Raw genomic sequence first — 25709 nt, 5'->3', positions numbered from 1 at the left:
TGAAAATATGAAATTTTTTAAGAAAATTGGTCTTGGTATAGCCGCATCAGTATTAACAATTAGTCCACTGCTGCCAAGTCTAAATCATGTTCAAACAGTCCAAGCTGCGCCAAAAACACAAAAACTAGCTAAAAACAGAATTACTTTAGTTAATGACGCACCCGTATATAATCAATATGGTCAAAGACTTAAAGCAAGAAAAAACGGGAATTATTCTGTAATTGAAGTAGATGTTAATGGTTTCTGCTATGTTTCCTCTTTTGATGTCGACTCCTTAGATTATTACGGCACAATAATGATTAATGGGCAAAAATACTATAAAATTGGTCAAGGAGAATATATTAATGACGGTGATGTCAATAACGTTAACGGCAAAAGCTCTAAGACCGGTAAGCTGGTTTTGAATCACAGATCTGCAATCTATACTAAAACCGGTAAACTAAAAGGCGAAACTCTACCAGTCAAATCTGTCGTTAACTATCAGGGGCAGGTTAAGCAAACTCAATCCAAGCAAAAATATTACTTTGAAAAATTTAACGTTTCTGAGCAAAAGGCAACCTTTTATTATTTGCCGACAGAAACAGTTAATGGTAAAGACTGTTATGCAATAGGGAAAAATCGTTATATTAGCGCAAATAACGTTGATAGCATAGATGGGTATCCTCTTATGTATAATGGCGTTACTTATGCTACTGTTCTCAAAAAGACGTCAACTCAAACATTAGCCAATGATTCTACTAAGCACGTTCTAAAAAAGGGTCAAAAAATCAAAGTTGATTTAGCGGTTGCGCCTTGGGCAGAAGACTTTGAAGGCTATATCTATCGCCTGCACGATTATCCTAACGAATATGTTGGTCAAAGTTACATTAAATTGAGAAACTATTTGCCAACATCAAGTTACGATGAACTTACATTCACCTATGTAAGGCCTAATACTACGACAAATACTAAATTCTATAATTTTAACGGTACTCCAACAGGTATCAGTTACAGGAACCGTGAGCAAAACCTCTTGACCGTTGATGGTCTTTATTACTTATGGGTACCTAGCGAAAACAAAGCAGAACTGTTTTATCACTTTTTAACCTACAGAATAGACAGAAGCTATTTTGTTAATAACGACGGCACTGACCTTAAAAAACCAGAGTTTGATAAAAGCAATAAACTAATTGAATCGACAGAAGATAAGATGCGTTATACTAACAGCTTCGTCAAAGCTAGTGAAGTTACTTTTGCAAGCGGAATTAAACTTACTCCTCTCAATACTGCTAAAGATGCTGAGAACGATCAGAAAGTAGCAACAAATAAGGATAAGCAAGAATTGCAAAGAAAATTTGAGGAAAATAAGAATAACAAGAATGTTAAGTGTGAGCAACAAAGTGCAGTAAGTAATTATAATAATGCTTTGATGATTGCTTCTTCTATTTTACAATCTCCAAAAGCAACGATTGCACAAGTAAAACAGGCAATTTGGCTACTTGACACAACCAAAATTCAATTAAGTACTTTAAACTTCGCTGAATGGAGTTAAATTAAAAAAATGGAGTTAGTCCACCAAATAAGAGTGGTTTAACTCTATTTTTATTACTTAATTTGAAAACTAACTAAATCACGCGAAAATATTGAAAGCCACGCAAAAGTTTAGGTAATTTATATAATAAAACCATTTTAAATATCAGTTTAGGGTACAATGATATTAACTTAAGAGATTTTTTGTGAGGTCATAAAATGAAATTTTTCAAGAAAGTTGGCATTGGCTTAACAGCCCTGGCCCTATCCACCACTCTATTTTTGCCATATACCGCTAACCCCCAAACAGTAGAAGCAGCTCAGAAAATCAAAGGAAAAGTCACGCTGCTTGAGAGCGATTATGTTTACAACCCGTCAGGCCATAAAATAAAATTGAAGCAAAATCGGGGTACACATAGCTATAACATTCCTAACGGCTTTAGCGCTGATCCCAAAGGCTATTTAACTACAGAAATGATAGTTTATGATGATGACAGTAGAACCAGTTATCCCTACTACGGCACTAAAAAAATTAACGGACAAAAATTTTACTACTTAGGGCATAACTATTACATTAATAGTGCTAATGTTTTAAAAGTCAATGGGCGCAATATCACACAAGGTAAATTGACTATCAAACACGATGCACTGATTTACACCAAGACTGGCAAAACAACGGGAAAGAAACTAAGAACTAATACAGTTGTCAAGTACCAGGGAAAAGCTAAGACTGCTACTAAAACACCCAAATATTTTTACTATCTTAAGGATGTCGCAAGGTACTTCCAGCCTAAATACGTATCTACCCACAAAATAAAAGGAAAATATTTTTACTCTTTAGGACATAATAGTTACATTAAAGCAGCTAACGTCGGCTACATTAATGGTCACATTGCTCGCTACAACGGTGTTTCGTCAGCGACTGTTCTTAAGAACACCGCCAGCATAACGGTAAATTATTCTGCCGTTAAACGTAAACTGAAAAAAGGACAGAAAATTAAACTCGATTTAATTGTTATTCCTTACCAAAATGATGGCTTTGAGGGTTATCTTTACAGACTGCACGACTATCCGGATGAATATGTTGATGAGAACGATGTTAAATTGAAAAAGAATTTGCCTATCATTGACTATCGCGACTTAGTTTATACTTACGTTACGCCAGTGACAGACAACAGCGCTGAACTTTATGACACAGCTGGCAAGACAATTGGTAAACGCATTATAAAGCCACAATACAGTAATCTGAAAGTTGATGGCTTAATGTATCTCTGGGTACCCGAGGAAAATAAGGCGGAACTGTTTTATCATTGTTTAAATTACAGTGACGCTAGTGTGATTGATGCCAACCAACCAAACCCGGTGCCAAATTCAGAGCCAACTTACCCTGCAAAAAAGCAAGCACTAATCTATGGCAATAACTTTATTAAGGTGAACGATGTGAGATACATCAGCGGGTTAAAGCTTAAAGCCCTGAATACAATTGCGCAGGCTGAAAATGGGCAAAAGATTGCGACAGGAGCTGACAAACAGGAACTGCTCACACTTTTTAATGAAGGAAAAAATCTAGCACAAAATAGCGCTTATCATGATCTTATGTCTAATTATGATTGTGCCTTAAGAAACGCTTCTGCTATGTTAAGGTCTGATAAGGCAACTGTCACACAGGTAGATGAGGCTGTCTGGTATGTTAAAACCGCTAAAAAGCAGCTGACAACTATGTCTACTCCGCCGGGTGATTAATTTTTTAACATAAACAAAAAGACTAATTCGTAATTAAAAAACGAACTAGCCTTTTTTGTCTTATCTATTTAAGCTTGAACCCTTTAGGCAGCTGGGGCTTTTTGCCATTATACATGACATAAGTTTCTTTAGGGCTCTTTTTAGCCGAATGGTTATACAGTTTAAGTAGCTGCTTTGCAGTATACTTTTTGCCCTTAGGCTTAGTAATTGTACCTTTGCCAACAGCTTGAATATGTTTAAATCCTTGACCTACTCCTGAACTCTTACGTATGCGATAATGCCCGAGCTTGACAACAAAGCCTTTTGAATTACCAGCATTTTTCAAAATCTGACTATTATGGATATTAAAATGGCTTAAATCAACTCCAGCGAGCTTTTGATCATTAGCAAACATTTCCGTTGAATCATACATTTTTGGTAACCGCCAGCCACGCAGATCAACAAAAACAAGATTATCACAGTCCATAAACATTTGGCTAACTCTGGTAACTTGGCGTGTATCCCAAGTATGCAGGTCAAGCTGCTCAAGACTTTTTGCGCCCTTAAACATTCTAAGCATATCAGTAACGTTGGTAGTATTAAAGTGTCTCAAGTCAATGTCTTTTAGACTGCTGTCGCCACTGAACATTGAATTCATCCAGCGAACGTTCTTAGTGTTCCAACCCGTTAAATTGAGTTTGGTCAAAGAGCTGTCTCCAGAAAACAGCGAGATCATATTAGTAACGCTACTGGTATCAAAACTACTTAAATCCAAACTAGTAACAGCTGGATTGTCTGCAAACATTTTTTCCATATCTTTAACTTTACTAGTATCAAAGTGACTGAAATTTAGCTGATCTAAATGAGCGAATTTTGCAAACATTCCCGACATATCTGTAACATTACCAGTATTAAAGCCACTTAAGTCAAGTTTAGTTAAGTCAGAACACCCTTGAAACATACTTTTCATGCTAGTGACGTTTTTGGTGTTCCAATTAGCTAAATCCAGATGATTGATGGCACTACCCGAAAACATTCTCTCCATATCAGTCACTTGACTGATATCAAAACTACTCAGATCAAGACTTGACAGATTTTCGGTACTGAAAAACATTCTAGACATATTTTTAACTTTACTAGTGTTAAAGTGCTTAAGATTTAGTTCAGGAACTTTTACTTCAGCAAACATACCAGCCATGTTAGTGACATTACTGGTATCAAAATTAGCTAGATCAAGTTCTATCACCTCGCTATCCGCAAACATCTCTCCCATATCGGTCACTTGGCTGGTATCAAAACTTTTCAGATTAAGATGTTTCATCAGGCTGTTTCTAAACATACCACTCATATTTGTGACTTTACTTGTATTAAAACTGCTCAAATCTACTTCTGTTAATGCTGTGTTGTCAAACATTCGTTCCATGCTAGTCACTTGACTGGTATCAAAGTGACTAACATCAGCTTTAGTTAGGGCTTTGTCATTGACAAAAAGCAAAGACATATTTGTCACCTGACTAGTATCAACTTTATCGAGGCCCGTAATATCCTCCAAATGCTCAAGACCGGCAAACTTTTCTGCCGAATTCGGAGCCATTTTAACCGGCGTTTCAAATACAATATGCTCAATATTGCCAGACCAGTTAAACTGCTCTAAAAACGGTGTGCTTGATAATTGACTGCTCTTTTGCGGACCACTAATCCGCAGGGTTCTGCTAATAATGTCATATTTTAATGTGCAGCCACCATCAGTGCCAGTCCAAAGACCGGCATCAGATGGCAAGTCAGTCGCACTAATTGGGACAACAGTAGGAGTCTCTGCTGCAGCAGCTACAGTTAAATTGGTTTGCATCGTTACGACTAAACCTAATGCCATTGCTGCAATGCCTATCCCTGTCTTTTTGACTAAATTGGGTAATTTCATCTTGACGCCTCTTTTCTCTTACTCTAATTATAAGGGTATTTTATTTAAAACTAATTAATAATTTAAAACTTAAGTTAAACTTTGCCAGACTGTTATTCTTTTACTGTAAGACAGGTATTATTCTACCTCTATATTAAGTTATAATAAATTTAATAGAAAGGATTAATAAGGAGATAAATCATGAAACTAACAAAAAAGATTGAATTGGCTATGACTGCTTTGATTTTAGTTACCACTCCATTTCTAACTAATTTTAGCCAAACGCAAATAGTTGCCGCTGCTAAAAGCAGTAAAGTGGCCGCAAAGGGGAAAATCACGTTAATCTACGATGCCCATCTCTATAATAAATATGGGCATAAAATTAAAAATAAGAACAAATATCTGCCTTATGCTGACGATGATGTCAATGGCTATAAGTATATTCCAAGATTTAATGCAGATGTTATGCAATACTACGACACCAAAATAATTAATGGTCAAAAATTCTATAATATTGGTAGTGATTGCTACATTAGTATGGCTGATATCAAAGAAGTCAACGGTAAAAATAGCAAAAAAGGCAAATTGGTTTTAAATCAAAAATCAGCCGTATACACTAAAGCCGGTAATAAGAGCGGTTATACTTTACCTAAACGAGCCATTGTTAAGTATCAAGGCGCAGTTAAAGAGGCCAAATCAAAGCCAAAATACTATTATAGTAAGTATTATAAATCAGATGACAATGAGCATTATTTCTATCTTCCACTTACTAAAATTAAGGGCAAAAATTATTATGCAATCGGACAAAACCATTATATCAAAGCCAATAATGTGACAAGTCTTGATGGTTACCCCCTGATTTATAATGGTGTCACAACAGCCACCGTCTTAGAAACGACAGCAACTCAAACTATCAAAAATCAGAAAACAAAACGTATTTTAAAAAAGGGCCAGAAAATAAAAGTTGATTTAGCTGTTAGGCCTTGGGCCGAAGATTTTGAAGGCTATATTTTCCGCCTGCATGATCATCCTAACGAATACATATATGAAAATTATATCAGTTTGAGAAACTACTTACCTACTTCCGATTACCTTGCTCAAGTCTGTAGTTTCGTCAAAGCAAAAACTTCTACAAATGTTAAGCTGTATGATGTCACAGGCAATCCTATTGGGGTTAGTTTTAATACTGCAGAGCTGTCTGCTTTCAATGTTGATGGCTTATTCTATATTTGGAATAAGGCTGAAAACAAAGCTGAATTGTATTACCACCTTCTAAGCCGCAGCTTTAACAGAAAAGACCTCAACAATAATGACGGAACGCAATTAAGCAGTCCTACAGATGATGAAAAGACCAATGAGAATAGTTTATCTACGACTGAAAAAATAATTTCCGTTAACAGTTTCGTCAAAGCAAGCGATGTAAACTTTTATGACGGTATAAAACTTTCGCCTTTAAATACTCCATTAGAAGCTGAACAGAAACAAAAAATAGCAACTGACAACGATAAAGCACAACTACAGAAAGCCTTTGATTCTGAGCAGCAAAATGATACTGGCAGTAGCCGCCATGCTGGGCTTGCACTTGGTTATGACTATGCTTTAGTCAACGCAGCTGTTGTTTTAAGGTCAACTAAAGCAACATTGGCACAGGTAGACGAAGCACTTTGGCTATTAGAAACCACTAAAACACAGATAAAAACTTTATACTTCGAAGATTTTAGTTAAAGTTTGCTAGAAAGACAAACTAAAAAGGATTAGTTCAGAAATGAGCTAATCCTTTTATTTTGCTAAAAATTAAAAATGAAATAATTTTGGCAGTTGCGGTTTTTTGCCATTATACATGACATAGGTTTCTTTAGGACTCTTCTTGGCAGAATGACTATAAAGTTTTTGTAGCTGCTTTGCAGTATACTTTTTGCCCTTAGGGTTTCTAATTGTTCCTTTGCCAACAGCTTGAATATGCTTAAAGCCTTTACCCACTCCCGAACTCTTGCGCAACTTGTAGTGTCCTAACTTGACTGCAAAACCTTCAGGATTGCCAGCTTGTAGTAATATTTGACTGTTATGAATATTAAAATGACTAAGATCAACGCCAGTCAGCTTTTTATCATGATAGAACATTTGCGTTGAATCATCTAGCTTGGACATTTTCCATCCACGTAAGTTAACGTATGTTAGATTAGGACAATCCATAAACATTCTAGCAGTTTCAACAACTTTACTCGTTTTCCAGCCGCGTAAGTCTACAGTTTCCAATTTGGTATCATTTCTGAATAGGTCAATCGTGCTGTAAAGATTTTTAGTGTTCAGCTTGCCCAAATCGACATTAACTAAATTTTTATCGTTTCTAAACATGTTTCCCATATCCGTCAAACTCTTGGGGTTCCATCCCTTCAAGTTTATTTCCGATAAAGCTGTACAATTTCTGAACATATTGAAAGTACGCGTAACTTTGCGAACATCAAAGTGACTAACATCAATTTTCTTAACGTTTGCAACTTTTTCAAACATACCAACCATATAAATGACATTGCGGGTGTCCAATTTACTTAAGTCCAGTTGATCAAGATGGTTAAAGCCGGAAAACATGCCTGTCATATCCTCAACCTTACCGGTATTCAAATTGCCCAAGTCGAAATCTGTTAGGCTATTCATATTTTTAAACATATACTGAGTGTCTGTTAAGTTACGTGTATCCCAGCCAGTGGTATTTACCTTTACTAAATCAGATGAGTCAGCAAACATATACGCCATTGTTGTTACATTTTGGGTGTCGAAATGGCTTAAATCAAGACTGGTTACTTTTTTAAGCTTCTCAAACATGCCGTTCATTTTAGTAACATTGTGAGTATCAAAATTACTCAAGTCTAAATCAGTTAGGCTGTCATTTGCAAACATCCCACTCATATCTGTCACTTTCTGCGTGTTAAAGTTTTTAAGATTAAGTTGTGTAACTTTAGCATCCGCAAACATTTTGGCCATGTTAGTTACGTTACTGGTATCAAAGTGGTCTAAGTCCAATTGATTAACAACAGTATTGTTAAACATATTTCCCATATCGGTTACTTTGGATGTATTGAAATTCTTCAAATCCAACTGGTTGGCCTTTGCGGATTCAAACATGCTATTCATGTTCACTACATTTTTGGTATCAAAGTGACTGACATCTAGTTCGGGCGCTCCTAGACCAAAAAACATTTGGCTCATATCAGTTACCTGGCTAGTGTCAAAGTGACTGACATCAAGATCCGTTAAGTTCGAATCGCTTAAAAAGAGCTTTGACATATTAGTTACTTTACTAGTATCAACTTTGTCTAGGCCTTTGATATCTTGTAGTGAACTTAATTGAGCAAATTTTTCTTTTGAATCAGGTGCCAGCTGTACCGGATTTTCAAAAGAGATGTGTTTAATATTTCCCGCCAAACTGAGCTCTTTAGTAAAAGGTGTGCTGGAAAGCTGTGCACCTTTAGCACCACTAATAGTCAATGTATTAGTAAGAACATCATATTTCCACGTGCAATCTCCATCTGTACCTGTCCAAAAGCCCAGCTGAGTATTAGCAGTATTTGTGTTAGCCAGTTGTGTGCTATCGGTTTTATCATTTGCAGCAGGTACAGTAGCGGCCGCAAAAACATGCGAGGTAAGGCCGCTTCCACTCGTCACTCCTAAGAGTGTCAAAGCTACACCAATGCCTATTTTTGGTAGATTAGTTCGTCTTACTTTTTGAAATTTCATATTTTATTCCTCCTCTTACAACTTATTTTAGTCCTTTAAAATCAAATGATATCGTCTTTTTCCTCTTCCTGGGCTAATTTCCAGCCCGTCATAAAGTGCTGTTCACGTAAAGAACGCAACTCGTTATAGTCACTATCCAGGCTATCAATTGCATCCTGTAACTTTTTATTTTGCTTACGCATCTGATTTAGTTCTGGATCATTGACCACACCCTTAAGATGCATTTTTGCCGCTAATTCACGTCTTTTTTGTTCAAACTCTCCTTTAAGTGTTGCCAATGCATTTTCATACTTTACCAGCTTCTGGTTGACTTGGGGAATCTGGCTGTTCAGCTTAACAAACAATTCATAAGGCATATTAGACTTAATTCGATTGCATTCCTGACAAGATAAAATCAAATTATCGAGGTCATTATTGTGTGAAAGTGAAACGGGATCCTTATGATCAACACTGCGTCCCCTTCGGCCACAGTATTGGCAGCGGTAATGGTACTTGGCCCGAATACGCTCACGATCAATATAGTCGACTTCATTAAGTTTAAAATCAACACTCAAGCCCATTTTTTCAAGGTTTTCGGCAAAGGTTAATTCAAGCTTGGGAAGAAAGTCGCTTTTTCCTGTTTCACTGTCAATTATTGCTTGATTAAACTCGGTTCGTTTAAGCTGCTGTTGGGCCAACTCATTTCCATCGTAATCTTGGATAAAGGCCTCATAACGTTTTCGCTGATCTTTTTTGGTGACCAAAAAAGCGGCCTCTTCATCATCTTTCGTTGTTTCATTTTTGCCAATAAAAGTATAGAGCAGTCCTTGGGCAAAGATTGCAACCGCCATATTGGCAAAGTCCGCTGGTTCTTTTCCACTTTGAATACAGATATCACAAATGCTGGTCAATTGTGGATTCATTAACCCCGCTTGTTTAAAGTGTCTTGAATTGATGCGCAATCCGCATGCACTGCATTGAAATTTCACTTTACCACTGCTCCTTTTGGCTAAATGCTTCTTAAGTCAATTTTACCCCAAATTATGGTAAGAAAAAAAGCGGATCACAATTGATCCGCCTTTATCGTTTTTATTTCAGACTATTTGTTTTCGTCTGCTTTGGCCTTGTTCAAGAAAGCAACAACTGCTGCTACGTGAGCAACACGCTTCTTACCGTTTTTCTTGTTCTTAGGTCTTTGGTTTGGTTCACAACCAGTGTTGTAATTTTCACCTTTACGCATAGTACTATACTTCCTTTCAGATTTTCGAAAATCTCATTTAGTTTACCACGTAAGGCTCAAGCAGGCAAGGATGCTTCTTTAAAAGTAACTTATTACCATTTATTTTTTCACAAAAACAAAAAGACAATCTAAATTAGACTGTCTTTTTGCATTTAATTAAAAAGTTTTAGCGTATTAGTTGTTACTATTTCTATTTATTATATTCATTAACTGTGACAGCACCGTCAATCACGCCGCCATCGTCTGCAAGACTCATTGCTGCATTCTTTTCATCAACAACTAAGTCGTTACCTAAGTATTGCATTTCAGCAGGACTAGTATATAAATCAAGGCCTGCATTGTTCTCAACTTCAATTGTAAAGTCAGGGTCTTTTTGATCCAAAATCACAAATTGGAAACTTGAACCAACGGTGCATGTACCACCAACGTCAGAATATTTATTAGAACCATCATTCAGTGATAACAAAACTACCTGGCCATCTTTAACTTGGCCCTTAATCTTATCTGCAGCTTCAGGTTTGATATTTACTTTAACAGTTTCTGAATTACTCATAATAAAATTACCCCCTAATCTTTGTCTGTTTCCCTAAGTATAGGGTATAGTAAGTTGTGAAGTCAAAAATTATGTTTATTAATCTTGCAGCCTTTTTGCTAGCCAAAAATATATATTGCGAACACAGAAAAAAAAGCTCAAAATAGACTTATTGACTTTGGATGATTGTAATGTGTGAAAGGGGACATTTTATGACCGTCTTAAAAAAAGTTTTTAGTGACCGCATTTTGCAAATTACTGCAGTGGTGACACTGATAAGCCTTTTTTTCGCTAGACCACGTCTCGAAGACATTAATTTACATACGATTTTTTCTGTAGCTGCAATGCTAACTATCATTCAAATCTATGCTTACTTGCATGTTCTTGATGTTTTAGCCTATAAATTGACTAGTATTGCTGATAACATGCAGAAATTGAATATCTTGTTCACCTTATTAGCAATCATCTCTGGAATGTTCTTAGGTAATGACATAACTGCTCTTACCTTGATTCCACTATATTTAAATATTGCCAAAAGATGCGATTTACCACAAATTTTGCCGGTTACGTTAATTGGCATGGGCGCAAATATCGGCGCCGCGTTTACGCCATGGGGTAATCCACACAACATTTTTCTTGTCAGCAAGTACTCTGTTAATGCGCTTGAGTTTTTCTCGTGGTCATTGCCATTACTACTTTCTGCTTTGGTGATCGCATTCATTATCTTTCACTTTATTCCGCGCACCAAGATTCCAGTTCAAGATATTAAACAAATTGATATTAGTGTACGACCAACTGTTATCACTACCGCAGTTTTCGCTCTGTTCTTTTTGGGTGTCTTTAAAGTTATCAATGTAGTAATTCCAATGATTGTTGCGATTATCTTGGCTCTACTAATTAATCCCAAAATTTTACTAAAAGTGGATTACGCACTATTACTAACTTTTACCTGCTTTTTTATTTTCATTAGTGATATCCAACAGATTCCAATCGTCGTTAGTTTAATTCACGCAACGGTGAATTCTGAAACTTCTACCTACTTTACTTCCATCCTCTCAAGCCAAGTCATCAGTAACGTACCTGCAACTATCTTAGTCGGTAAGTTCACCACTCACGCCAAGGCACTGTTTCTAGGCTCTAATATCGGTGGCTTTGGCTCACCAATTGGCTCAATGGCTAACATGCTAGTACTCAAGACCTTTACACAAAATGCCTCAGTTTCACGCGGTGAATTTTTCAAAAAATGGATTGTGATGCAGTTCGCCGGTTTGCTTATTTTGACTTTAATTGGCTGGGTACTGCTCCTAGTTTAAAAGTTAATTATTTATTAGGTTTTACCAGTAAACGCTGTGTAAAGCCTTTTTTTATATTCAAGTGCACAGTTATCAGTTATAATTAACTAATATTATTCTAGGAGGAAAAACAATGTCTAATCTTACCTTAACAATTTGGATAGCAGTAATTATTGTCGTATTAATATTGGCAATTTATATCGCTATCTACAATGGCTTGCAAAAAGCCAAAGTATATACTGACGAAGCTTGGAGTCAAATTGATGTTCAGCTAAAGCGTCGTAACGACTTAATTCCTAACTTAGTTGAAACCACCAAAGGTTATGCTAAGCATGAAAGTGAGACACTAGAAAAGGTAGTTCAACTGCGTAATCAATTAACTAACATTCCTAGTGATGATCACGCTGAAACTTTAAAGGTATCGAATCAGCTTTCAGATAGCTTAAAAACTATTTTTGCTTTATCAGAAAACTATCCTGACTTAAAAGCAAACCAAAACTTTGCTAAATTGCAAGAAGAATTAACTAACACTGAAAACAAAATTGCTTATTCAAGACAGCTTTACAACTCATCTGCTGCTCTTTACGATCAAAAGCTATTAACCTTCCCTTCAAATATTGTTGCTGGAATCCACGGCTTCAAAAAGGTTGATTACTTGCAGACAGCCGAAGCTGAAAAAGAAGTTCCTAAGGTTAAATTTTAGATACTAATCTCATGTTATTTCAACAAATTGCTCGTAATAAACGAAAAACAGCTGGCATCATGGTGGTGTTTACGCTCATTTTAGCTCTTGCTGGCGTTGGATTCGGCTATCTTTTTGCGGACAATCCAATCTTGGGGCTGATTATTGCCCTTGTTGCTTGTGCAATCTATTTACTAATAGTTTTGCCCAATCCAGCTAACTTAGTAATGAGCTTGAATCATGCCCAAGAAGTTCATGAAGCCGACAATCCCGAGTTATGGCATGTTGTTCAAGACATGGCTCTTGTTGGTAAAGTTCCGATGCCGCGTGTTTTCATCATTAATGATGCTAGTCCAAATGCCTTTGCAACAGGGCGGGACCCTGAGCATTCAGCGGTGGCAGTTACACAAGGACTCCTCGACATGATGAATCGTGAAGAACTCGAAGGCGTTTTAGGACACGAAATCTCTCACATTAGAAACTATGATATTTTAGTTTCAACCATTGCCGCTGTTTTAGTAGGTGTTATTTCATATTTATCTGGTATTGCCAGCCGCTATATCTGGTGGATTGATGATGATCGTGATAGTGACAATGATAGTAACAACGCTATTGTAATGGTTTTTAAAATTGTTGCGATTGTCTTTGTTCTTATTTTGGGACCACTTTGTGCTAGTCTTGCGCAAATGGCATTATCGCGTAATCGCGAATACTTAGCAGATGCTTCCTCAGTCGAATTAACACGTAATCCGCAAGGATTAATATCTGCTTTGGAAAAAATTGATGGTTCCGATCCAATGAAACAAGCAGATCCAAGTAGCGCAGGAATGTACATCGAAAACCCACTTCATAAAAGGGGTACTACACATTTATTTGATAGTCATCCACCTACAAAGGACCGAATTGAGCGGTTAGAAAAAATGTAATTTTAGTTATTAAAAAATGCATCCCTTAATAGGGGTGCATTTTTTGCTCATTTTATTTCAGATTAATATTGGCCTGTCTAAACAGTTCAGCCCGCATTTGAACAGGCGTTTCATGATAGTACTCACCGAACTTTTTATAAAAGAATGATTTCCCATTATAACCCACTCTAGTAATAATTTCCTTGACTGAAATGTCGGGACGGGCAAGTAAATTGCGCGCTTCCTGCATTCGTCTCTCGTCAACGTGCTCGACAAAACTTTTACCAGTCTTCTGCTTAACCAAGGTCGAAAAGTAATTCGGATTCAACCCAAAATGCTTGGCCGCTTCATTCAAAGTAACATCGGCAAAGTTCTCATCAATGTATTGTTCCAAGGCTGTTTGTGCAAATTTAGGTGCAGCAGTCGGCGCCTTTTCAAAGTCCTTGTTTCTAAGTGCTGCTACAAATAAGATACTAAGCTCGGCAAGCACCATGTTTTCAACAAAAAGATTCTGATTAAGATATTCATCGATAATCTTTTTCATTATTTGTGCAGAGCTCGACATTGCTGAACAGTTTAAATTTAATAGTCTGTTTGTTGTCATTAGCTTACTGATGTGATCAATTACAGCTTTTTCTTGTTCACTAAAGTACTGTTTCTTTTTTAAAGTAAATTGTTCGGACAGCCTTTGACTAAGTTCTATTTTAACTAGTAAATCTTTTTTGCCCTGCTTTTCCACTTCATATTCACTCTTTTTTTGCAAAAGAATAATATTACCAGCAGAAATCGTGAACGCCTGACCGTTAATTTTGGTTTTTGTAGTCCCAACAGCTTCATAAAGAATCGTTAGTCCTGTTGTTTGATAACGATGGACCCCGCCGTTATGATTTTCGAGGTTAATTGTAAACAAGTCAAAGTCATTACTGCCTGGACTCAATCTTATTTCATTGGAATCAGAAGTAGTTGCATCAATTACACTTGTTAAATACTGTTCCTGTTTCACCGTTGCCATAGTTATCACCCGCCTATTAGTATCTTTTTTTCATAATTTTATTATATCGTAATTTTTAACCCTAAGTTGGACTTGAGCTATCATTTTTAACAAAAACCCGTATGCTTTTTTCACTTCTTGATGCAATCTAGACAAGTACTAGGTTCTTTTTGTATAATAATCATGAATATACTAAAGGGGTGCCGTTAGGCTGAGAATATACCCATTGAACCTGCTTTGGACAATGCCAGCGAAGGGAAACTAATTATTTTGCGCCGTTGAACATCATTGTTCAATGGCTTTTTATTTATCTTGGTAAGAAAAATTGATCAGAACAAACCAGCTCTCATTTTCATACGACGAGCAACAGAAAATACTTAATAACATTACACTCGAAATTCCAACTAGCAAATTTTCGCTACTCATTGGGCCTACTGGCTGTGGTAAGTCCACTTTGTTAAAAATTTTAGCCGGCCTTTATCCTAAATATGCTGGTAAAGTTAGTGGAACAGTTGAACTAGATGGATTACGTTCCGCGATGATGTTTCAAAATGCCGGTGAGCAGTTTACTATGGCAACTCCACGAGAAGAAATAATTTTCGCTCTCGAAAATTTACAACTAAGTAGTGATCAATATCTAGAGCGACTTAACGATGCAACCAAGTTTACGCAAATTGAACAGTTACTGGATCAGAAAATAACGACACTATCGGGTGGTGAGCAACAACGAGTTGCACTAGCTGTCTTAGTCGCAATGGATGTTGATTTGTTTTTACTTGATGAGCCGTTTGCTAGCTGCGATCCTGAAGCACGTCAATTTTTAATTACTAAATTGGCGCATTTAAGGGATAAAGGAAAAACGATTATTTTAACTGACCATGTTTTGACTGGCTATGAAAACATTTGTGACTACTTGTTTCAATTTAAACGTGATAATGTCACGCTGCTAGATGAAGCAAGTAAAAATGAACTATTGCATGATAGTCAACAGGAACACACTTATACTTTTGCCCTTCCTGAAAATGAAACTCCATGTTTTGTTTTAACTAATGCTCAAGTTGAACAAAATCGTATTCTGTTAAAGCAAGACCATCTAAACATCATTGCTGGCAAAACAACACTAATTACCGGTGCCAACGGTGTTGGCAAGACTTCATTATTTAATGTTCTGACTAAAATGCTCCCGTACAGAGGAAGTATTACCTACGACAAGCGGGAAATCCGTAACCAGACGACAAGAAAATACTTACTGGAAGTTGGGCAAATTTTTCAAACCGCAACTGACCAATTTATTGCCGTTTCGGTTGAAGACGAAATCAAGCTCAGTCTGAAGCAAGCAAAAGACAGCTACTTTACAAAAGAAAAAATAGCCGAGATGTTGGATTATCTCGACTTAAGTCAAACCAAAGATCAAGTTGTCTATTCTCTTTCAGGCGGTCAACAAAAGAAGTTGCAGATTTTATTAATGTTAATTTCCAGCCAAAAAGTGTTACTGATTGATGAGCCATTGAGTGGCTTAGATCATGAATCGGCACAAAAGGTCATGAACTTATTGCATGAGAGTCAGAAACAGCGACACCAAACGTTGCTTATTATCAGTCATGAATTAACTAATCTTGCCGACTGGTGTGACTACCATTTAATTTTTAGTAATCATTATTTAACGTACAGTAATAAGTGAGGTAAAAGATGAATCCTAGTTTCAAATTTCTTTTAGCACTAATCATTTCAATTGAGTTATCGCTTAAAACTAGTTTAACAACCAACTTATTGGTAATTGTTTTTGCTGTTGTCTATTTACTTACGCAAAAAATCAAATTTAAAAGTCTATTGTTCACCCTGCTTACGCCATTAATTGCGGCATTCACCATTTTTGCGACTCTTTACTGGTTTGCCCCGCAGCCTAACCTCGAAAATGCACTCAGTCTATCTAGCCGTATTTATGTCTACACACTAACAATCTGTTGCGTATCGATCAAAACAACTGCAGAAGAATTAGCCCGTTCACTCGAACAGAATTTTCATTTACCAAGTAAGTTTGCTTATGGCGTCTTGGCCGCATTAAATATCATTCCCCAAATGAAGCGAGCAGTTAAGCAAATTCGCATTGCTGGAATGATGCGCGGAGTTTACCTCAGTTTTTGGTCACCAGTTTTATACTTCAAAGCCATCTTGGTAGCGCTGAATTCAGCTGAAAATCTGGCGCAAGGAATGGAATCTCATGGCTACGTCGAAGGTGCGAAACGCTCGGTGATTGTTGCCGTGCCACTTAAAACCAGTGATTGGCTATGGAGTGGCGTCATCTTAATATTAGTCAACCTTGCACTGTTTACCTTAAAGTAACAAAAAATAGTTCCATCAAGTTAATACTTTTTGGAACTATTTTTATTTACTCAAATGAATTTCTCGATCAAACATGCTATTCATGCGTTCATTGAAGTTATGTGCAATGAAAACAACGGTGTTAGGCTTCTGCAGTAGTTGTTGCAAGATTTCCAGTGTTGCTGTTTGATCAATCGCGCTGGTTCCCTCGTCAATTAATAAAATATTACTATCATGGACCTGTGCACGTGCCAAAATGATTTTTTGTCTTTGACCACCGGAAATATTCAGCTTTTGTAGATTAATTTCAGTATTAAGACCTTGTGCAAAAGATGATGTATCAGTGAGACCCATATTTTGACCTACTATTTCAGCCAGACCATCCAGCTGATCGTTAAACATTGTAATATTACTTTTAACAGTGCTTGGGAACAAAATAGGATCCTGTGCAATATAACCAATCTTAGTAAGATCAGGTTCAATAATTTCACCTGCTTGATTCATAAACTCAAGTTGCCCAGAGCTAGGCGCAAGAAAGTTTAAAATCAATTTAAATAAAGTTGATTTACCTGCTCCACTATCACCAGTAAGTAAAATCTTCTCACCATACTTGACCTCAATATCTGGAAACTTTAGGGTTTCACCATTTTGAAATTTCACTGCTAAGTCCTTTGTCCTGAAGGCGTAGGGACTTTCATGGATTTCAGTTTCACTATGCTCTCTTACAGGTAAAGTTTCCGCGGTAATCTTGTCTCTCAATGAACTAGTGCCCTTAATTAAGCCTAGATAAAATGGCAAATATTCAATCCCAATAGACATATAAGTACTAAAATTACCGATAACGGCAATCGCACCGAAAGGAGCCATATGACCTTTAATTAGCACCCCTGTCCATACAAATAAGGCAAAAATCATTATTTGCGAAATACTACCAGTAATAATTGATAAAACTTGTTGTTTCGCAGTTTGGTTTAGTTTTGCATCCTCCAACTTTTTTGCACCTACATGCAACACCTTCATTAAGTGTTCGCCCGCTGCATAACGTTGCAATTCGGTAATTCCACTGAGCCATTTTTCAATCAAATCTAAATATTGACTATTTTTAAGCGACACATTCTCCATTGCCCTTTGAATTGGCTTATCAATTAGTTTAGGCAAAAATATTGAGCATAAGACTGTTAGTAGGGTTATCACTAACAGCGTCCAATTAATCGTCAACAATGCAATTACGGAAAAAATAATATAGCCAAGAAAATTACAGATAGTTGGTAGCAAGTTAAAGTACTGATCATTTACCATGTTCAAATCATTTGTCAGTTGATTCTCAACTTCAGCGACTTGATAAGTTCTTTTTTCATCATAAAGATGTCTAAGAATCTTGCCCCTTAATTGCTGATTAAATTCCCTAATATGAGTAGCTAGTAGATAGTTGGACACCATATCAAAAAAGTTGGAGAGCAAGTAGCCCAGTAATGAGGCAAGCACGATTATTAGCCAAGCCTTTTTATTATGGTCTCGTAAAGTGTTAATTTCCAACATATTAAGGTAAGCAGCAGCAATTAAGACAAAGGGCTGCATTAGACTTGAAAAGGCAATTACCCACACCCGTAAGCGATTCGTCCGATAAAATGTTTTAAAATTCATCTTTTTCCTCTTTGTTGCTTACTAATTTAATTTCTTTATCAAACATTGCCTTAACTTTATCGTTCAAATTATGAGCAATTACTACAATCGTTTTGTCAGAAGTAGTCAGCTCGTGCATGATTTTCTCTGTAGCAGCACTATCAATTGCACTCGTAGCCTCATCTAACAGAACAATGTCATTTTTAAAGATTTCTTCCCTTGCCAAAATAATTTTTTGCCGTTGACCACCAGAAAGGTTGCCTTGATCTAAGTCAACTTCAGTATTGATCCCTAGCGGAAAACGGGCCACATTTGATGTTAGTTGAACTTTGTTAAGAACGCCTGGTACCTGATCTAAAAGTTGCTTTTTGAACATCGTAATATTGTCAGCAATCGTACCAGGAAATACTTTGGAATCTTGTGCTAAATAGCCAATTTCATTTGGAGCAGGTGAAAATTGCTTGCCTTCTTCCGTTTTAAAAATAATTTCACCGTGATACGGTTTAATTTCACCTAAAATTGCTTTAAACAAGCTGGACTTACCGGTGCCACTATCACCGGTTAGCAAAACTTTTTCACCCTTGTTGATAACAAAGTCAGGATATTGAAGCTCCTTTTTTGACCCATATTTCAGCACCAAATCGTGGATTTCAATTTTATTAATCGAACTGTTTGAAACGGGTTTGCTCTGCACTTTTTCGGTCAATTGCTTAGTCTGATGATTGACGCTCAGCGTGGATCTAATTTTGACTGTAGCAGCCGTGATGGCCATAACTGCAGAAAAAACATTGTATGCAAAGGCTGTAGACGACAGCACTGCACCAATTTTGATATACCCAGCAAAAAACAAAACACCCGCCAGAAAAGCAATTGAGATTTGACCAACTGTATTGCCAACACCATTTATTGCACTAGAGTACATTTCTACTTCGGTCCGTTTCACCTTAGACTTCTCTAATTTGTCTGAATATTTGCTCAGCTTCCTGTTTAACATTGACCACGAATTATACCGTCGCAATTCATTTAAACCAGCAATCCAATCGCCGATTACGGTCAAAAGTTTTCCGTTTTGTTGGGAGACTTGCATATTTGCTTTAGCAGTTCGCTTTGCCATAACCTTAGGCAAATATAAGTCAAGAACAATGAAGAAAGCCGTCACTATGGCAAAAATCCAGTTAAGGTCAAAGAGTGCTCCCACCGACATTAAAATAATGAATAGATTACTCAAAATCTCAATCCAAGGTAGTGCATATTTACTGGTTAGTAAATCAAGGTTACTTTGTAACTGGTTTTGCATCTCCGCGGTAGTCAAATTGTTGGTTACATAAAAGTGCTTAACCATTTTGGTTCTTATTTCATCTACATATTCTTGAATTTGTTTATTAAATAAATAAGTAGCGATTGGCAAAATAAAAAAGCCAGAAATAGTAGGAATTAGTTCAATTACCTGCCAGTAAATAAAGCCGCCTAGGTTACCACTTCCCAAGTTGTTGATGGCGTATTGATAAATATATAGATCAAGCGTTCCAGTAACAGCGTATACGAAGTACAGCAAAATCACACAAAGAGCGCGCTTATTATTGACTTTAATCAGTCCTGATAACGTCATTGTGTTGCCTTCCTAATAAAATTAAATATTTATTAAATAAAAATAATACTATAGAAGAATCTGCTGTTTGTAAATAGTTCTTGGCTACTTATTTTTTAAACGCAACAATATTCCATCATGCTACCCTGAGAAATTGCACCTGAATTAAGGCTACACTAAAAGGCCTGATGCCGATTGAGTATCGACACCAAGCCTTAGTAAATAATCATCAATATTGTTGATTCAATTTTTAGACCAATAAGCTTAATACTATTTGCTTAAATTATACGCAGTTATTTGAGTCATAACTGGCTTATCTGCAGTTAAAACTATCCTTGGTTCATTCTTAGTATAGTAGCGTTCTGAAAAGACTAATTCCCCATCATTTATAAAGAACTCAACCGAGCTTGTATCGATAAAAATGCGGAGTTTAAGTTCATCACTTGTATTCACCTGGCCAAAGCGCTTAGCGTCATTGGGCTCTTTATCGCTGCGCTTTATAACGACTTCATTTGTAGCACTATTAAAAGTGAGCGTTAAGATGTTGCCCGCGCTTTCTTTCAAAGTAAATACTAGCTGCTTACCTTTCCAATTTTCTAATGAAAAGTTTAACAGTAGTTCTACATGTTGGGCGTCAAAAACATTGATCTGTTCATTTTCCACAGCAAGTTTCTGGTCCACTTCTTTTTTCTGCCGCAATGCTATTAGTTCTTCCACCGGTGTCATCAGCAAGCGATTATCTTTTAACTTCAGTTCACGCGGCAAAGTTAATGCTCCTGACCACCCGTCTGCTTGCTCGGGAAAGTTTGAATGCCACATGTCCATCCAGCCAAATAAAATTTGCCTGTTATCTGGCGTGCGCATTGTTTGTGCAGCATAAAAATCATGTCCATGATCTAGTTCGGTAAAGCAGCCATGTTCAAAGCGATTATTTTGATAATCCATCTGGCCAACAAAATAACCTGTTTGGTGGCAATTTAAGTACTTTTTACCGGCTGACTCGATGCCTTGTGGTGAGCAAAGCAAAATATCCTTACCATTTAAAGAAAAGAGGTCAGGGCACTCCCACATATATCCTTCTTCAGCAACATTTGTGGCTTCAGCGATTGGCCCTAAATATTGCCAGTGGTATAAGTCATTTGACTGGTAGGTCAAGACTCGTCCCAGTCCTTCTTTACTTTGACTTCCTATTACCAAATAAAATTTGTCGTTATGGCGCCACACTTTAGGGTCACGAAAGTATGCCGAGTTATCAACAGGAGCAGACTCAATAACCGGGTTATGGTCATACTTTTTAAAATGCACACCGTCTTCACTAAAGGCCACATTTTGCGTTTGACAGAATTGCTCATGCTTATTGTCACAGTAGCGATTTCCGGTATAAATAAGAAAGAGACGACCATCTTTTTCGATTGCACTTCCTGAATAGCAGCCGTCACAGTCTGGTTCGCTGTCAGGAGCAAGCGCAATTGGTAATTCTTCCCAATGCACTAAGTCCTTACTGCGATAGTGTCCCCAGTGCATTGGTCCCCATTCAGCTGAGTAAGGATGATATTGATAAAAAATATGATAGTAGCCCTTAAAATAAGAAAAGCCATTTGGATCATTCAACCAACCTGCAGGCGTTGAAATGTGATAATTTAAGCGATAACGCTCGTTTGTTACTTGGACTGCTTTTTTCATCATTTACTCCTTTCAACCGAATAAATTCATTCACCGTCATTAAAGCAGAACTTTATTAATTAAACAAATAAAAAGAGAACAAAATAATTTGTTCCCTTTTAACGTAGCAATATCCCTAACTCAGCTAATACTACTTATGATAAGGACTGCCATTATTAATCATAAACCCGCGGTAAATTTGCTCAATCAGCACGACGCGCATTAGCTGGTGCGGCAGAGTTAATTTGCCAAAGCTAATCAAATCATCCGCACGCTTATTCACAGCCTGACTTGTTCCAAGACTGCCACCAATTACAAAAGTTACGTCCGAATGACCATAAAGAGCCAAGTCACTCAGTTCTTTTGCAAAGTCCTCACTAGTACGTTCCTTACCCTTAATTGCAGTTACATAAACGTACTCACGCTCCTTTATTTTGCTTAAAATTCTGTTACCTTCAAGCTCCTTGACTTGCTCCTGTTGTGCCTCACTAAGCTTCTCAGGTGCCTTCTCGTCTGGGACCTGCACAATTTCTATTTTTGCAAAGCGACTCAGTCTTTTTTGATATTCCGCAATTGCGTCCTTGAAATACTTTTCCTTTAATTTGCCTACGCATACAATCTTAATATTCATGATTCCTATTTTATCCCCTAATTCGCATTGTTTCCACCTAGTTTTTCCACACCTGTGAATAAACTTTTTCTATATTTTGTGCCTCTCTTGCAAAAGGGACCGATACCTAGTGCTACTTAAAAAAATTTGGCCTGGTTTGTCAAATTTACCCACATTTTGCCTTTTGATAATTATTATTCACAAACTTTAGGCTCTAATCGTTGTTGCACCGGTTTGAACAGTTGTTTGTTTTAACTACTTAGTGTTATTGTTTACACACAAGTCACAGGTTATGCACAGTGGTCTTACAACTATTACCCCATATTTATGCACAATCCACAAAGTTTTCCACAGTTATCAACAAGCTTTTGCAAAATAGTTTTTTCTTGACAGCCTAGAAAATCGAACTATTTAGTGTTTCGCAATTATTTTGTTAGCAAAAAGGCTATACCAGCAATTAAAATCGCTTAATATAGCCTTTTTTATCTCTAATTAATGAATATTCTCAAAACTAGTTGGATTCAAGTTTTGCACGTAAATTAATTTCTTTTCCACCACGGTTAACGGTTAAAGTTACCGTATCACCAATTTTGTGATTATACAAAATGGTGTGTAACGATGCCACATCTGAGACTGTTTTGTTGTCAACCTTAATTATTACATCGCCAACTTTAATTCCTGCATGTGCGGCAGAGCTATTCTTATTCACAGTTGCGACATATATTCCGTCCTTTAAATTGGACTTAATATTGAGATGTTTGCGATAACTTGAAGGTATTCCTTGAAGAGCAATGACCTTAACGCCAAGTTGTGGTCTAACGATCTTACCCTTTTTAACAAGTTGGTTAACAATGTTGACTACTTCGTTTGAAGGAATTGCAAATCCCATTCCTTCAACTGAAGTACCATCACTTGATTGCGAAAGTTTCATTGAGTTAATCCCAATCACTTGCCCAGCAGAGTTAACTAGCGCACCACCTGAATTACCTGGGTTGATTGCGGCATCCGTTTGAATAACTGTTTGTTGGTTAGCAGAAGAGGTTGTAATGCTACGTGCAGGCGCTGAAATGATTCCTTGCGTAACCGTTGAGGCGTATTCACTGCCAAGCGGTGATCCAACTGCAATAACCGTTTGTCCAGCCTGAAGGGTCTTAGAATCGCCAAATTCAGCTGTCTGGGTGACGTAGCCGGCATCGATTGCTAAAACTGCCAAGTCAGTTGTGGCATCAGTTCCAACAATTCGCGCGTCTACTGTTTTACCATTAGACAGCATTACCTTTACCTTGTCACTACCTGAAACAACGTGGTTGTTAGTGACGATATAGCCTTTATTCCCCGTTTTCATGTAAATAACGCCGGAACCTTCACTATAGGTTTGGAGCTTGCCACGCTCTTTTTTACCGTCATCTTGGTCATCGCCAAAAATATCAAAAATTGAGTTACTGCTACTACTTGATTGGCGCTTTAAGTTAATGACAGAAACAACAGCTCCTTTAACATCATTATATGCAGGAGTCATTGTGCCACTTGTTTTAGCACTATTTTTTGAAGTCTTTGAACTACTAGAAGTAATACTTGTTTGTGCATCATTGCTATTTAAATTAGCATTATTCATCTGATCAATGGCAAAGTATGAAGCTCCACCACCAATTAGTCCCGCAACAACGCCAACGATAGCCGTCTTAACTAAACCATTTTGTCTATGTCTAGGGTTTCGATTGTCCATTTTTTAATCTCCTTTAAGTATTTAATCTAGTATACTGAAAATTGTTATTCAATAACCTTAAATTTGTTCTAAATTCGTCGGTTTATCCGCGTCAGTCATGATGAGCTGCACATCGGACGGCAAAGGAGCATCGCCATTTATTAAAACCTGCTTAGCAGCATCATATGCTAGCTTGGCTGTGTTGTTATGTTGACTACGGTGTGCCATGTAAATACGCTTTGTCTTATTTGAAACAACATCTAAGAGCGCCATGGCAGCATCCTCATTCGACAAGTGACCAACATCAGACAAAATACGCTGCTTTAAATTCCAAGAATATGGTCCATTACGTAGCATCATATCATCGTAGTTGAATTCCATCATATATGCATCAGCGTCGGAAATGACATCCTTCACCTTACTAGAAACATAACCCGTATCTGTTAAAAAAGCCATTCTTTTGCCACCACTAGTAAAAACATAATACTGTGGTTCAGCGGCATCATGACTAGTTGCAAATGCAGTTACATCAAGGTCGCCAAACGTTTTTGTTTGCCCCGGCTCAATAACATTTATTTGTTCGACCGGAATTTGACCAATTTTTTGTGACTCAGTCAAATATGACCAAGTTCCACTATTAGAAAAAGCAGCAATTTGGGGATAGCGTCTCATTAAGACACCTAAGCCCTTGCTATGATCTGAATGATCGTGACTCAAAAAAACCATATCGATCTCTTTGATATCAACTCCAACATCTGCCAGCAGTGATGCAATCTTTTTTCCTGACAAGCCTGCATCCATTAAAACTTTATGCTGTGGTGTTTCAATCAGGCTGGTATTGCCTGTTGAACCGCTAGCTAAAACAGAAACGCGCACACGTTTTTTCCTTTCTAATTTTTCTGCACATTATACGATCCACTCTGTAAAATCTGTGCCGTAAACGCATTGACGCGTTTAACCGTGACATTTTTAGTCGTTTTGTTTTCCACTAGAATTAACCAAGTTGGCAACAAAATGGTACTACCCCGAACCTCAGTTAACTTGGAATAACCCAGTTTAACTTGAATTACACGTGAATTATTGGCAATTTCACGGTCCGTATACATCGCTTTAACTGCGTGCCATGCACTAATAATCAGCTGAGGTTCGCGCACGGAACTAACTGGTCCCATATAAGAAATTGTATAGTTAGTGATTTGACCATTGTGGACGTTAATAGTTAATTGGGCATCACTATCATAAATTTGCCCATAGCTGGTTTTTTGAATGTAACAATATGCGCCTTCACCCGACATGCTGGCGTCATAAGTAAAGTCCTTACCATAAGGAACATTAGCGGGATCGTCTTTAAACTGTTCTAACTGCTCCAAAATCTTTTTATGGCTACCATTTAAAAGCACCGCTGTCTTCGGCGTACCCGTTAACGAATTATCGCTCTTAGAGTAGTGCGTCGATACTTGTGTCAAACTATTTGCTGTATGTGAAAGATGATCACGGTTTTTAGCAGCTAAATAGTAGCCTGATTGTTGCTTATGCGAGAGATGAACTGGAATATCTATCCCATCTGCACGCATTTCCGCACGAATACTAGTAGAAGCATTACCGGCTGTGGTACTCAAGCTAATTGGTGAACGCCAAATCTCAATTCCAAGATACAAATCGATTAATAAGAAAACAATGAAGAAGAGCCATTCAATTCTTTTTCTGTCCAT

The 25709-nt window shown here is 37.2% G+C and carries 21 protein-coding genes and 1 riboswitch; of the genes, 8 read left to right on the top strand and 13 right to left on the bottom strand.

What is annotated here, in order from left to right; genetic code table 11:
- Nucleotides 1-7: 7 nt before the first annotated feature.
- Together H3T48_RS07600 and H3T48_RS07595 are read left to right on the top strand one after the other, a co-directional pair.
- The gene (locus tag H3T48_RS07600; protein ID WP_198189062.1) at nt 8-1531 is read left to right on the top strand and encodes an SLAP domain-containing protein; all 1524 of its coding nucleotides are present in this window, start codon (nt 8-10) and stop codon (nt 1529-1531) included.
- Nucleotides 1532-1728: 197 nt separating this feature from the next.
- Nucleotides 1729-3252 carry an SLAP domain-containing protein gene (locus tag H3T48_RS07595; protein WP_198189061.1) on the top strand — a complete coding sequence of 508 codons (1524 nt, stop codon included), beginning with the start codon at nt 1729-1731 and terminating at the stop codon, nt 3250-3252.
- 64 nt (nt 3253-3316) lie between these two features.
- Here the strand turns inward: H3T48_RS07595 and H3T48_RS07590 are convergent, their stop codons facing one another.
- Complete coding sequence (locus H3T48_RS07590; RefSeq protein ID WP_198189060.1) at nt 3317-5152, bottom strand: BspA family leucine-rich repeat surface protein; 1836 nt, start codon at nt 5150-5152, stop codon at nt 3317-3319.
- A gap of 180 nt (nt 5153-5332) precedes the next feature.
- On the opposite strand from H3T48_RS07590, the gene H3T48_RS07585 reads away from it, so the two are divergent.
- Nucleotides 5333-6856, top strand: coding sequence for an SLAP domain-containing protein (locus tag H3T48_RS07585; RefSeq protein ID WP_198189059.1), 1524 nt, complete (start codon nt 5333-5335; stop codon nt 6854-6856).
- A 69-nt stretch (nt 6857-6925) separates the two neighbouring features.
- Here the strand turns inward: H3T48_RS07585 and H3T48_RS07580 are convergent, their stop codons facing one another.
- From H3T48_RS07580 to H3T48_RS07565, 4 genes are all read right to left on the bottom strand, one after another.
- Complete coding sequence (locus H3T48_RS07580) at nt 6926-8866, bottom strand: BspA family leucine-rich repeat surface protein (protein ID WP_198189058.1); 1941 nt, start codon at nt 8864-8866, stop codon at nt 6926-6928.
- Nucleotides 8867-8907: 41 nt separating this feature from the next.
- Nucleotides 8908-9834 (bottom strand): HNH endonuclease signature motif containing protein, encoded by a 927-nt coding sequence (locus tag H3T48_RS07575; RefSeq protein ID WP_198189057.1) that lies wholly within the window; start codon nt 9832-9834, stop codon nt 8908-8910.
- 110 nt (nt 9835-9944) lie between these two features.
- Entirely contained in the window at nt 9945-10085 is a 141-nt protein-coding gene (locus tag H3T48_RS07570) for a hypothetical protein (RefSeq protein ID WP_090094091.1), read from the bottom strand.
- A 190-nt stretch (nt 10086-10275) separates the two neighbouring features.
- A complete protein-coding gene (locus H3T48_RS07565; protein WP_046305846.1) occupies nt 10276-10638 on the bottom strand; it encodes an iron-sulfur cluster biosynthesis family protein in 363 nt (120 codons plus the stop codon).
- A 191-nt stretch (nt 10639-10829) separates the two neighbouring features.
- On the opposite strand from H3T48_RS07565, the gene H3T48_RS07560 reads away from it, so the two are divergent.
- The 3 genes from H3T48_RS07560 (at nt 10830) to htpX (ending at nt 13517) form a co-directional block, all read left to right on the top strand.
- Entirely contained in the window at nt 10830-11930 is a 1101-nt protein-coding gene (locus tag H3T48_RS07560) for an SLC13 family permease (RefSeq protein ID WP_188348696.1), read from the top strand.
- 112 nt (nt 11931-12042) lie between these two features.
- A complete protein-coding gene (locus H3T48_RS07555; RefSeq protein WP_046305843.1) occupies nt 12043-12612 on the top strand; it encodes a LemA family protein in 570 nt (189 codons plus the stop codon).
- An 11-nt stretch (nt 12613-12623) separates the two neighbouring features.
- Nucleotides 12624-13517 carry a zinc metalloprotease HtpX gene (htpX, locus tag H3T48_RS07550; RefSeq protein WP_122034052.1) on the top strand — a complete coding sequence of 298 codons (894 nt, stop codon included), beginning with the start codon at nt 12624-12626 and terminating at the stop codon, nt 13515-13517.
- A gap of 52 nt (nt 13518-13569) precedes the next feature.
- On the opposite strand, the gene H3T48_RS07545 is transcribed toward htpX, so the two are convergent.
- The gene (locus H3T48_RS07545; RefSeq protein ID WP_198189056.1) at nt 13570-14508 is read right to left on the bottom strand and encodes an AraC family transcriptional regulator; all 939 of its coding nucleotides are present in this window, start codon (nt 14506-14508) and stop codon (nt 13570-13572) included.
- A 165-nt stretch (nt 14509-14673) separates the two neighbouring features.
- Nucleotides 14674-14765: riboswitch (TPP riboswitch) on the top strand.
- A gap of 47 nt (nt 14766-14812) precedes the next feature.
- Between H3T48_RS07545 and H3T48_RS07540 the strand changes: the two genes are divergently transcribed.
- Both H3T48_RS07540 and H3T48_RS07535 read left to right on the top strand, forming a co-directional pair.
- Nucleotides 14813-16168 (top strand): ATP-binding cassette domain-containing protein, encoded by a 1356-nt coding sequence (locus H3T48_RS07540; RefSeq protein WP_198189055.1) that lies wholly within the window; start codon nt 14813-14815, stop codon nt 16166-16168.
- A gap of 8 nt (nt 16169-16176) precedes the next feature.
- Nucleotides 16177-16830, top strand: a complete 654-nt coding sequence (locus H3T48_RS07535) for an energy-coupling factor transporter transmembrane protein EcfT (RefSeq protein ID WP_109715012.1) — start codon at nt 16177-16179, stop codon at nt 16828-16830.
- Nucleotides 16831-16872: 42 nt separating this feature from the next.
- On the opposite strand, the gene H3T48_RS07530 is transcribed toward H3T48_RS07535, so the two are convergent.
- The 7 genes from H3T48_RS07530 to H3T48_RS07500 all read right to left on the bottom strand — a co-directional run bounded on the left by H3T48_RS07530 (nt 16873) and on the right by H3T48_RS07500 (nt 25709).
- Complete coding sequence (locus H3T48_RS07530; protein ID WP_198189054.1) at nt 16873-18453, bottom strand: ABC transporter ATP-binding protein; 1581 nt, start codon at nt 18451-18453, stop codon at nt 16873-16875.
- Complete coding sequence (locus tag H3T48_RS07525; protein ID WP_198189053.1) at nt 18443-20041, bottom strand: ABC transporter ATP-binding protein; 1599 nt, start codon at nt 20039-20041, stop codon at nt 18443-18445. The genes H3T48_RS07530 and H3T48_RS07525 overlap by 11 nt, the downstream gene beginning before the upstream one ends.
- A gap of 249 nt (nt 20042-20290) precedes the next feature.
- On the bottom strand, nt 20291-21703 hold the full coding sequence (locus H3T48_RS07520; RefSeq protein WP_198189052.1) for a sucrose-6-phosphate hydrolase: 1413 nt from the start codon (nt 21701-21703) through the stop codon (nt 20291-20293).
- Nucleotides 21704-21833: 130 nt separating this feature from the next.
- A complete protein-coding gene (gene rlmH, locus H3T48_RS07515; protein WP_198189051.1) occupies nt 21834-22313 on the bottom strand; it encodes a 23S rRNA (pseudouridine(1915)-N(3))-methyltransferase RlmH in 480 nt (159 codons plus the stop codon).
- A 490-nt stretch (nt 22314-22803) separates the two neighbouring features.
- The gene (locus H3T48_RS07510; RefSeq protein WP_109715008.1) at nt 22804-24018 is read right to left on the bottom strand and encodes a S1C family serine protease; all 1215 of its coding nucleotides are present in this window, start codon (nt 24016-24018) and stop codon (nt 22804-22806) included.
- Nucleotides 24019-24075: 57 nt separating this feature from the next.
- A complete protein-coding gene (locus H3T48_RS07505; RefSeq protein WP_122034045.1) occupies nt 24076-24873 on the bottom strand; it encodes an MBL fold metallo-hydrolase in 798 nt (265 codons plus the stop codon).
- A gap of 14 nt (nt 24874-24887) precedes the next feature.
- Nucleotides 24888-25709, bottom strand: a complete 822-nt coding sequence (locus H3T48_RS07500; RefSeq protein WP_046305830.1) for a two-component system regulatory protein YycI — start codon at nt 25707-25709, stop codon at nt 24888-24890.

Source organism: Lactobacillus sp. M0403 (assembly GCF_016101265.1).
Classification (GTDB): Bacteria; Bacillota; Bacilli; order Lactobacillales; family Lactobacillaceae; genus Lactobacillus; species Lactobacillus apis.
Note: the sequence above shows the minus strand (reverse complement) of the source record. Positions and strands in the feature narration are given on the sequence as shown.

Bases quoted from the DNA above. Each gene is read 5' to 3' on its own strand.
- H3T48_RS07600 (WP_198189062.1), top strand. From the start codon at position 8: ATGAAATTTTTTAAGAAAATTGGTCTTGGTATAGCCGCATCAGTATTA.
- H3T48_RS07595 (WP_198189061.1), top strand. From the start codon at position 1,729: ATGAAATTTTTCAAGAAAGTTGGCATTGGCTTAACAGCCCTGGCCCTA.
- H3T48_RS07535 (WP_109715012.1), top strand. From the start codon at position 16,177: ATGAATCCTAGTTTCAAATTTCTTTTAGCACTAATCATTTCAATTGAG.
- htpX (WP_122034052.1), top strand. From the start codon at position 12,624: ATGTTATTTCAACAAATTGCTCGTAATAAACGAAAAACAGCTGGCATC.
- H3T48_RS07565 (WP_046305846.1), bottom strand. From the start codon at position 10,638: ATGAGTAATTCAGAAACTGTTAAAGTAAATATCAAACCTGAAGCTGCA.
- H3T48_RS07555 (WP_046305843.1), top strand. From the start codon at position 12,043: ATGTCTAATCTTACCTTAACAATTTGGATAGCAGTAATTATTGTCGTA.
- H3T48_RS07585 (WP_198189059.1), top strand. From the start codon at position 5,333: ATGAAACTAACAAAAAAGATTGAATTGGCTATGACTGCTTTGATTTTA.
- H3T48_RS07545 (WP_198189056.1), bottom strand. From the start codon at position 14,508: ATGGCAACGGTGAAACAGGAACAGTATTTAACAAGTGTAATTGATGCA.
- H3T48_RS07590 (WP_198189060.1), bottom strand. From the start codon at position 5,152: ATGAAATTACCCAATTTAGTCAAAAAGACAGGGATAGGCATTGCAGCA.
- rlmH (WP_198189051.1), bottom strand. From the start codon at position 22,313: ATGAATATTAAGATTGTATGCGTAGGCAAATTAAAGGAAAAGTATTTC.
- H3T48_RS07530 (WP_198189054.1), bottom strand. From the start codon at position 18,453: ATGAATTTTAAAACATTTTATCGGACGAATCGCTTACGGGTGTGGGTA.
- H3T48_RS07580 (WP_198189058.1), bottom strand. From the start codon at position 8,866: ATGAAATTTCAAAAAGTAAGACGAACTAATCTACCAAAAATAGGCATT.
- H3T48_RS07500 (WP_046305830.1), bottom strand. From the start codon at position 25,709: ATGGACAGAAAAAGAATTGAATGGCTCTTCTTCATTGTTTTCTTATTA.
- H3T48_RS07570 (WP_090094091.1), bottom strand. From the start codon at position 10,085: ATGCGTAAAGGTGAAAATTACAACACTGGTTGTGAACCAAACCAAAGA.
- H3T48_RS07525 (WP_198189053.1), bottom strand. From the start codon at position 20,041: ATGACGTTATCAGGACTGATTAAAGTCAATAATAAGCGCGCTCTTTGT.
- H3T48_RS07510 (WP_109715008.1), bottom strand. From the start codon at position 24,018: ATGGACAATCGAAACCCTAGACATAGACAAAATGGTTTAGTTAAGACG.
- H3T48_RS07520 (WP_198189052.1), bottom strand. From the start codon at position 21,703: ATGAAAAAAGCAGTCCAAGTAACAAACGAGCGTTATCGCTTAAATTAT.
- H3T48_RS07560 (WP_188348696.1), top strand. From the start codon at position 10,830: ATGACCGTCTTAAAAAAAGTTTTTAGTGACCGCATTTTGCAAATTACT.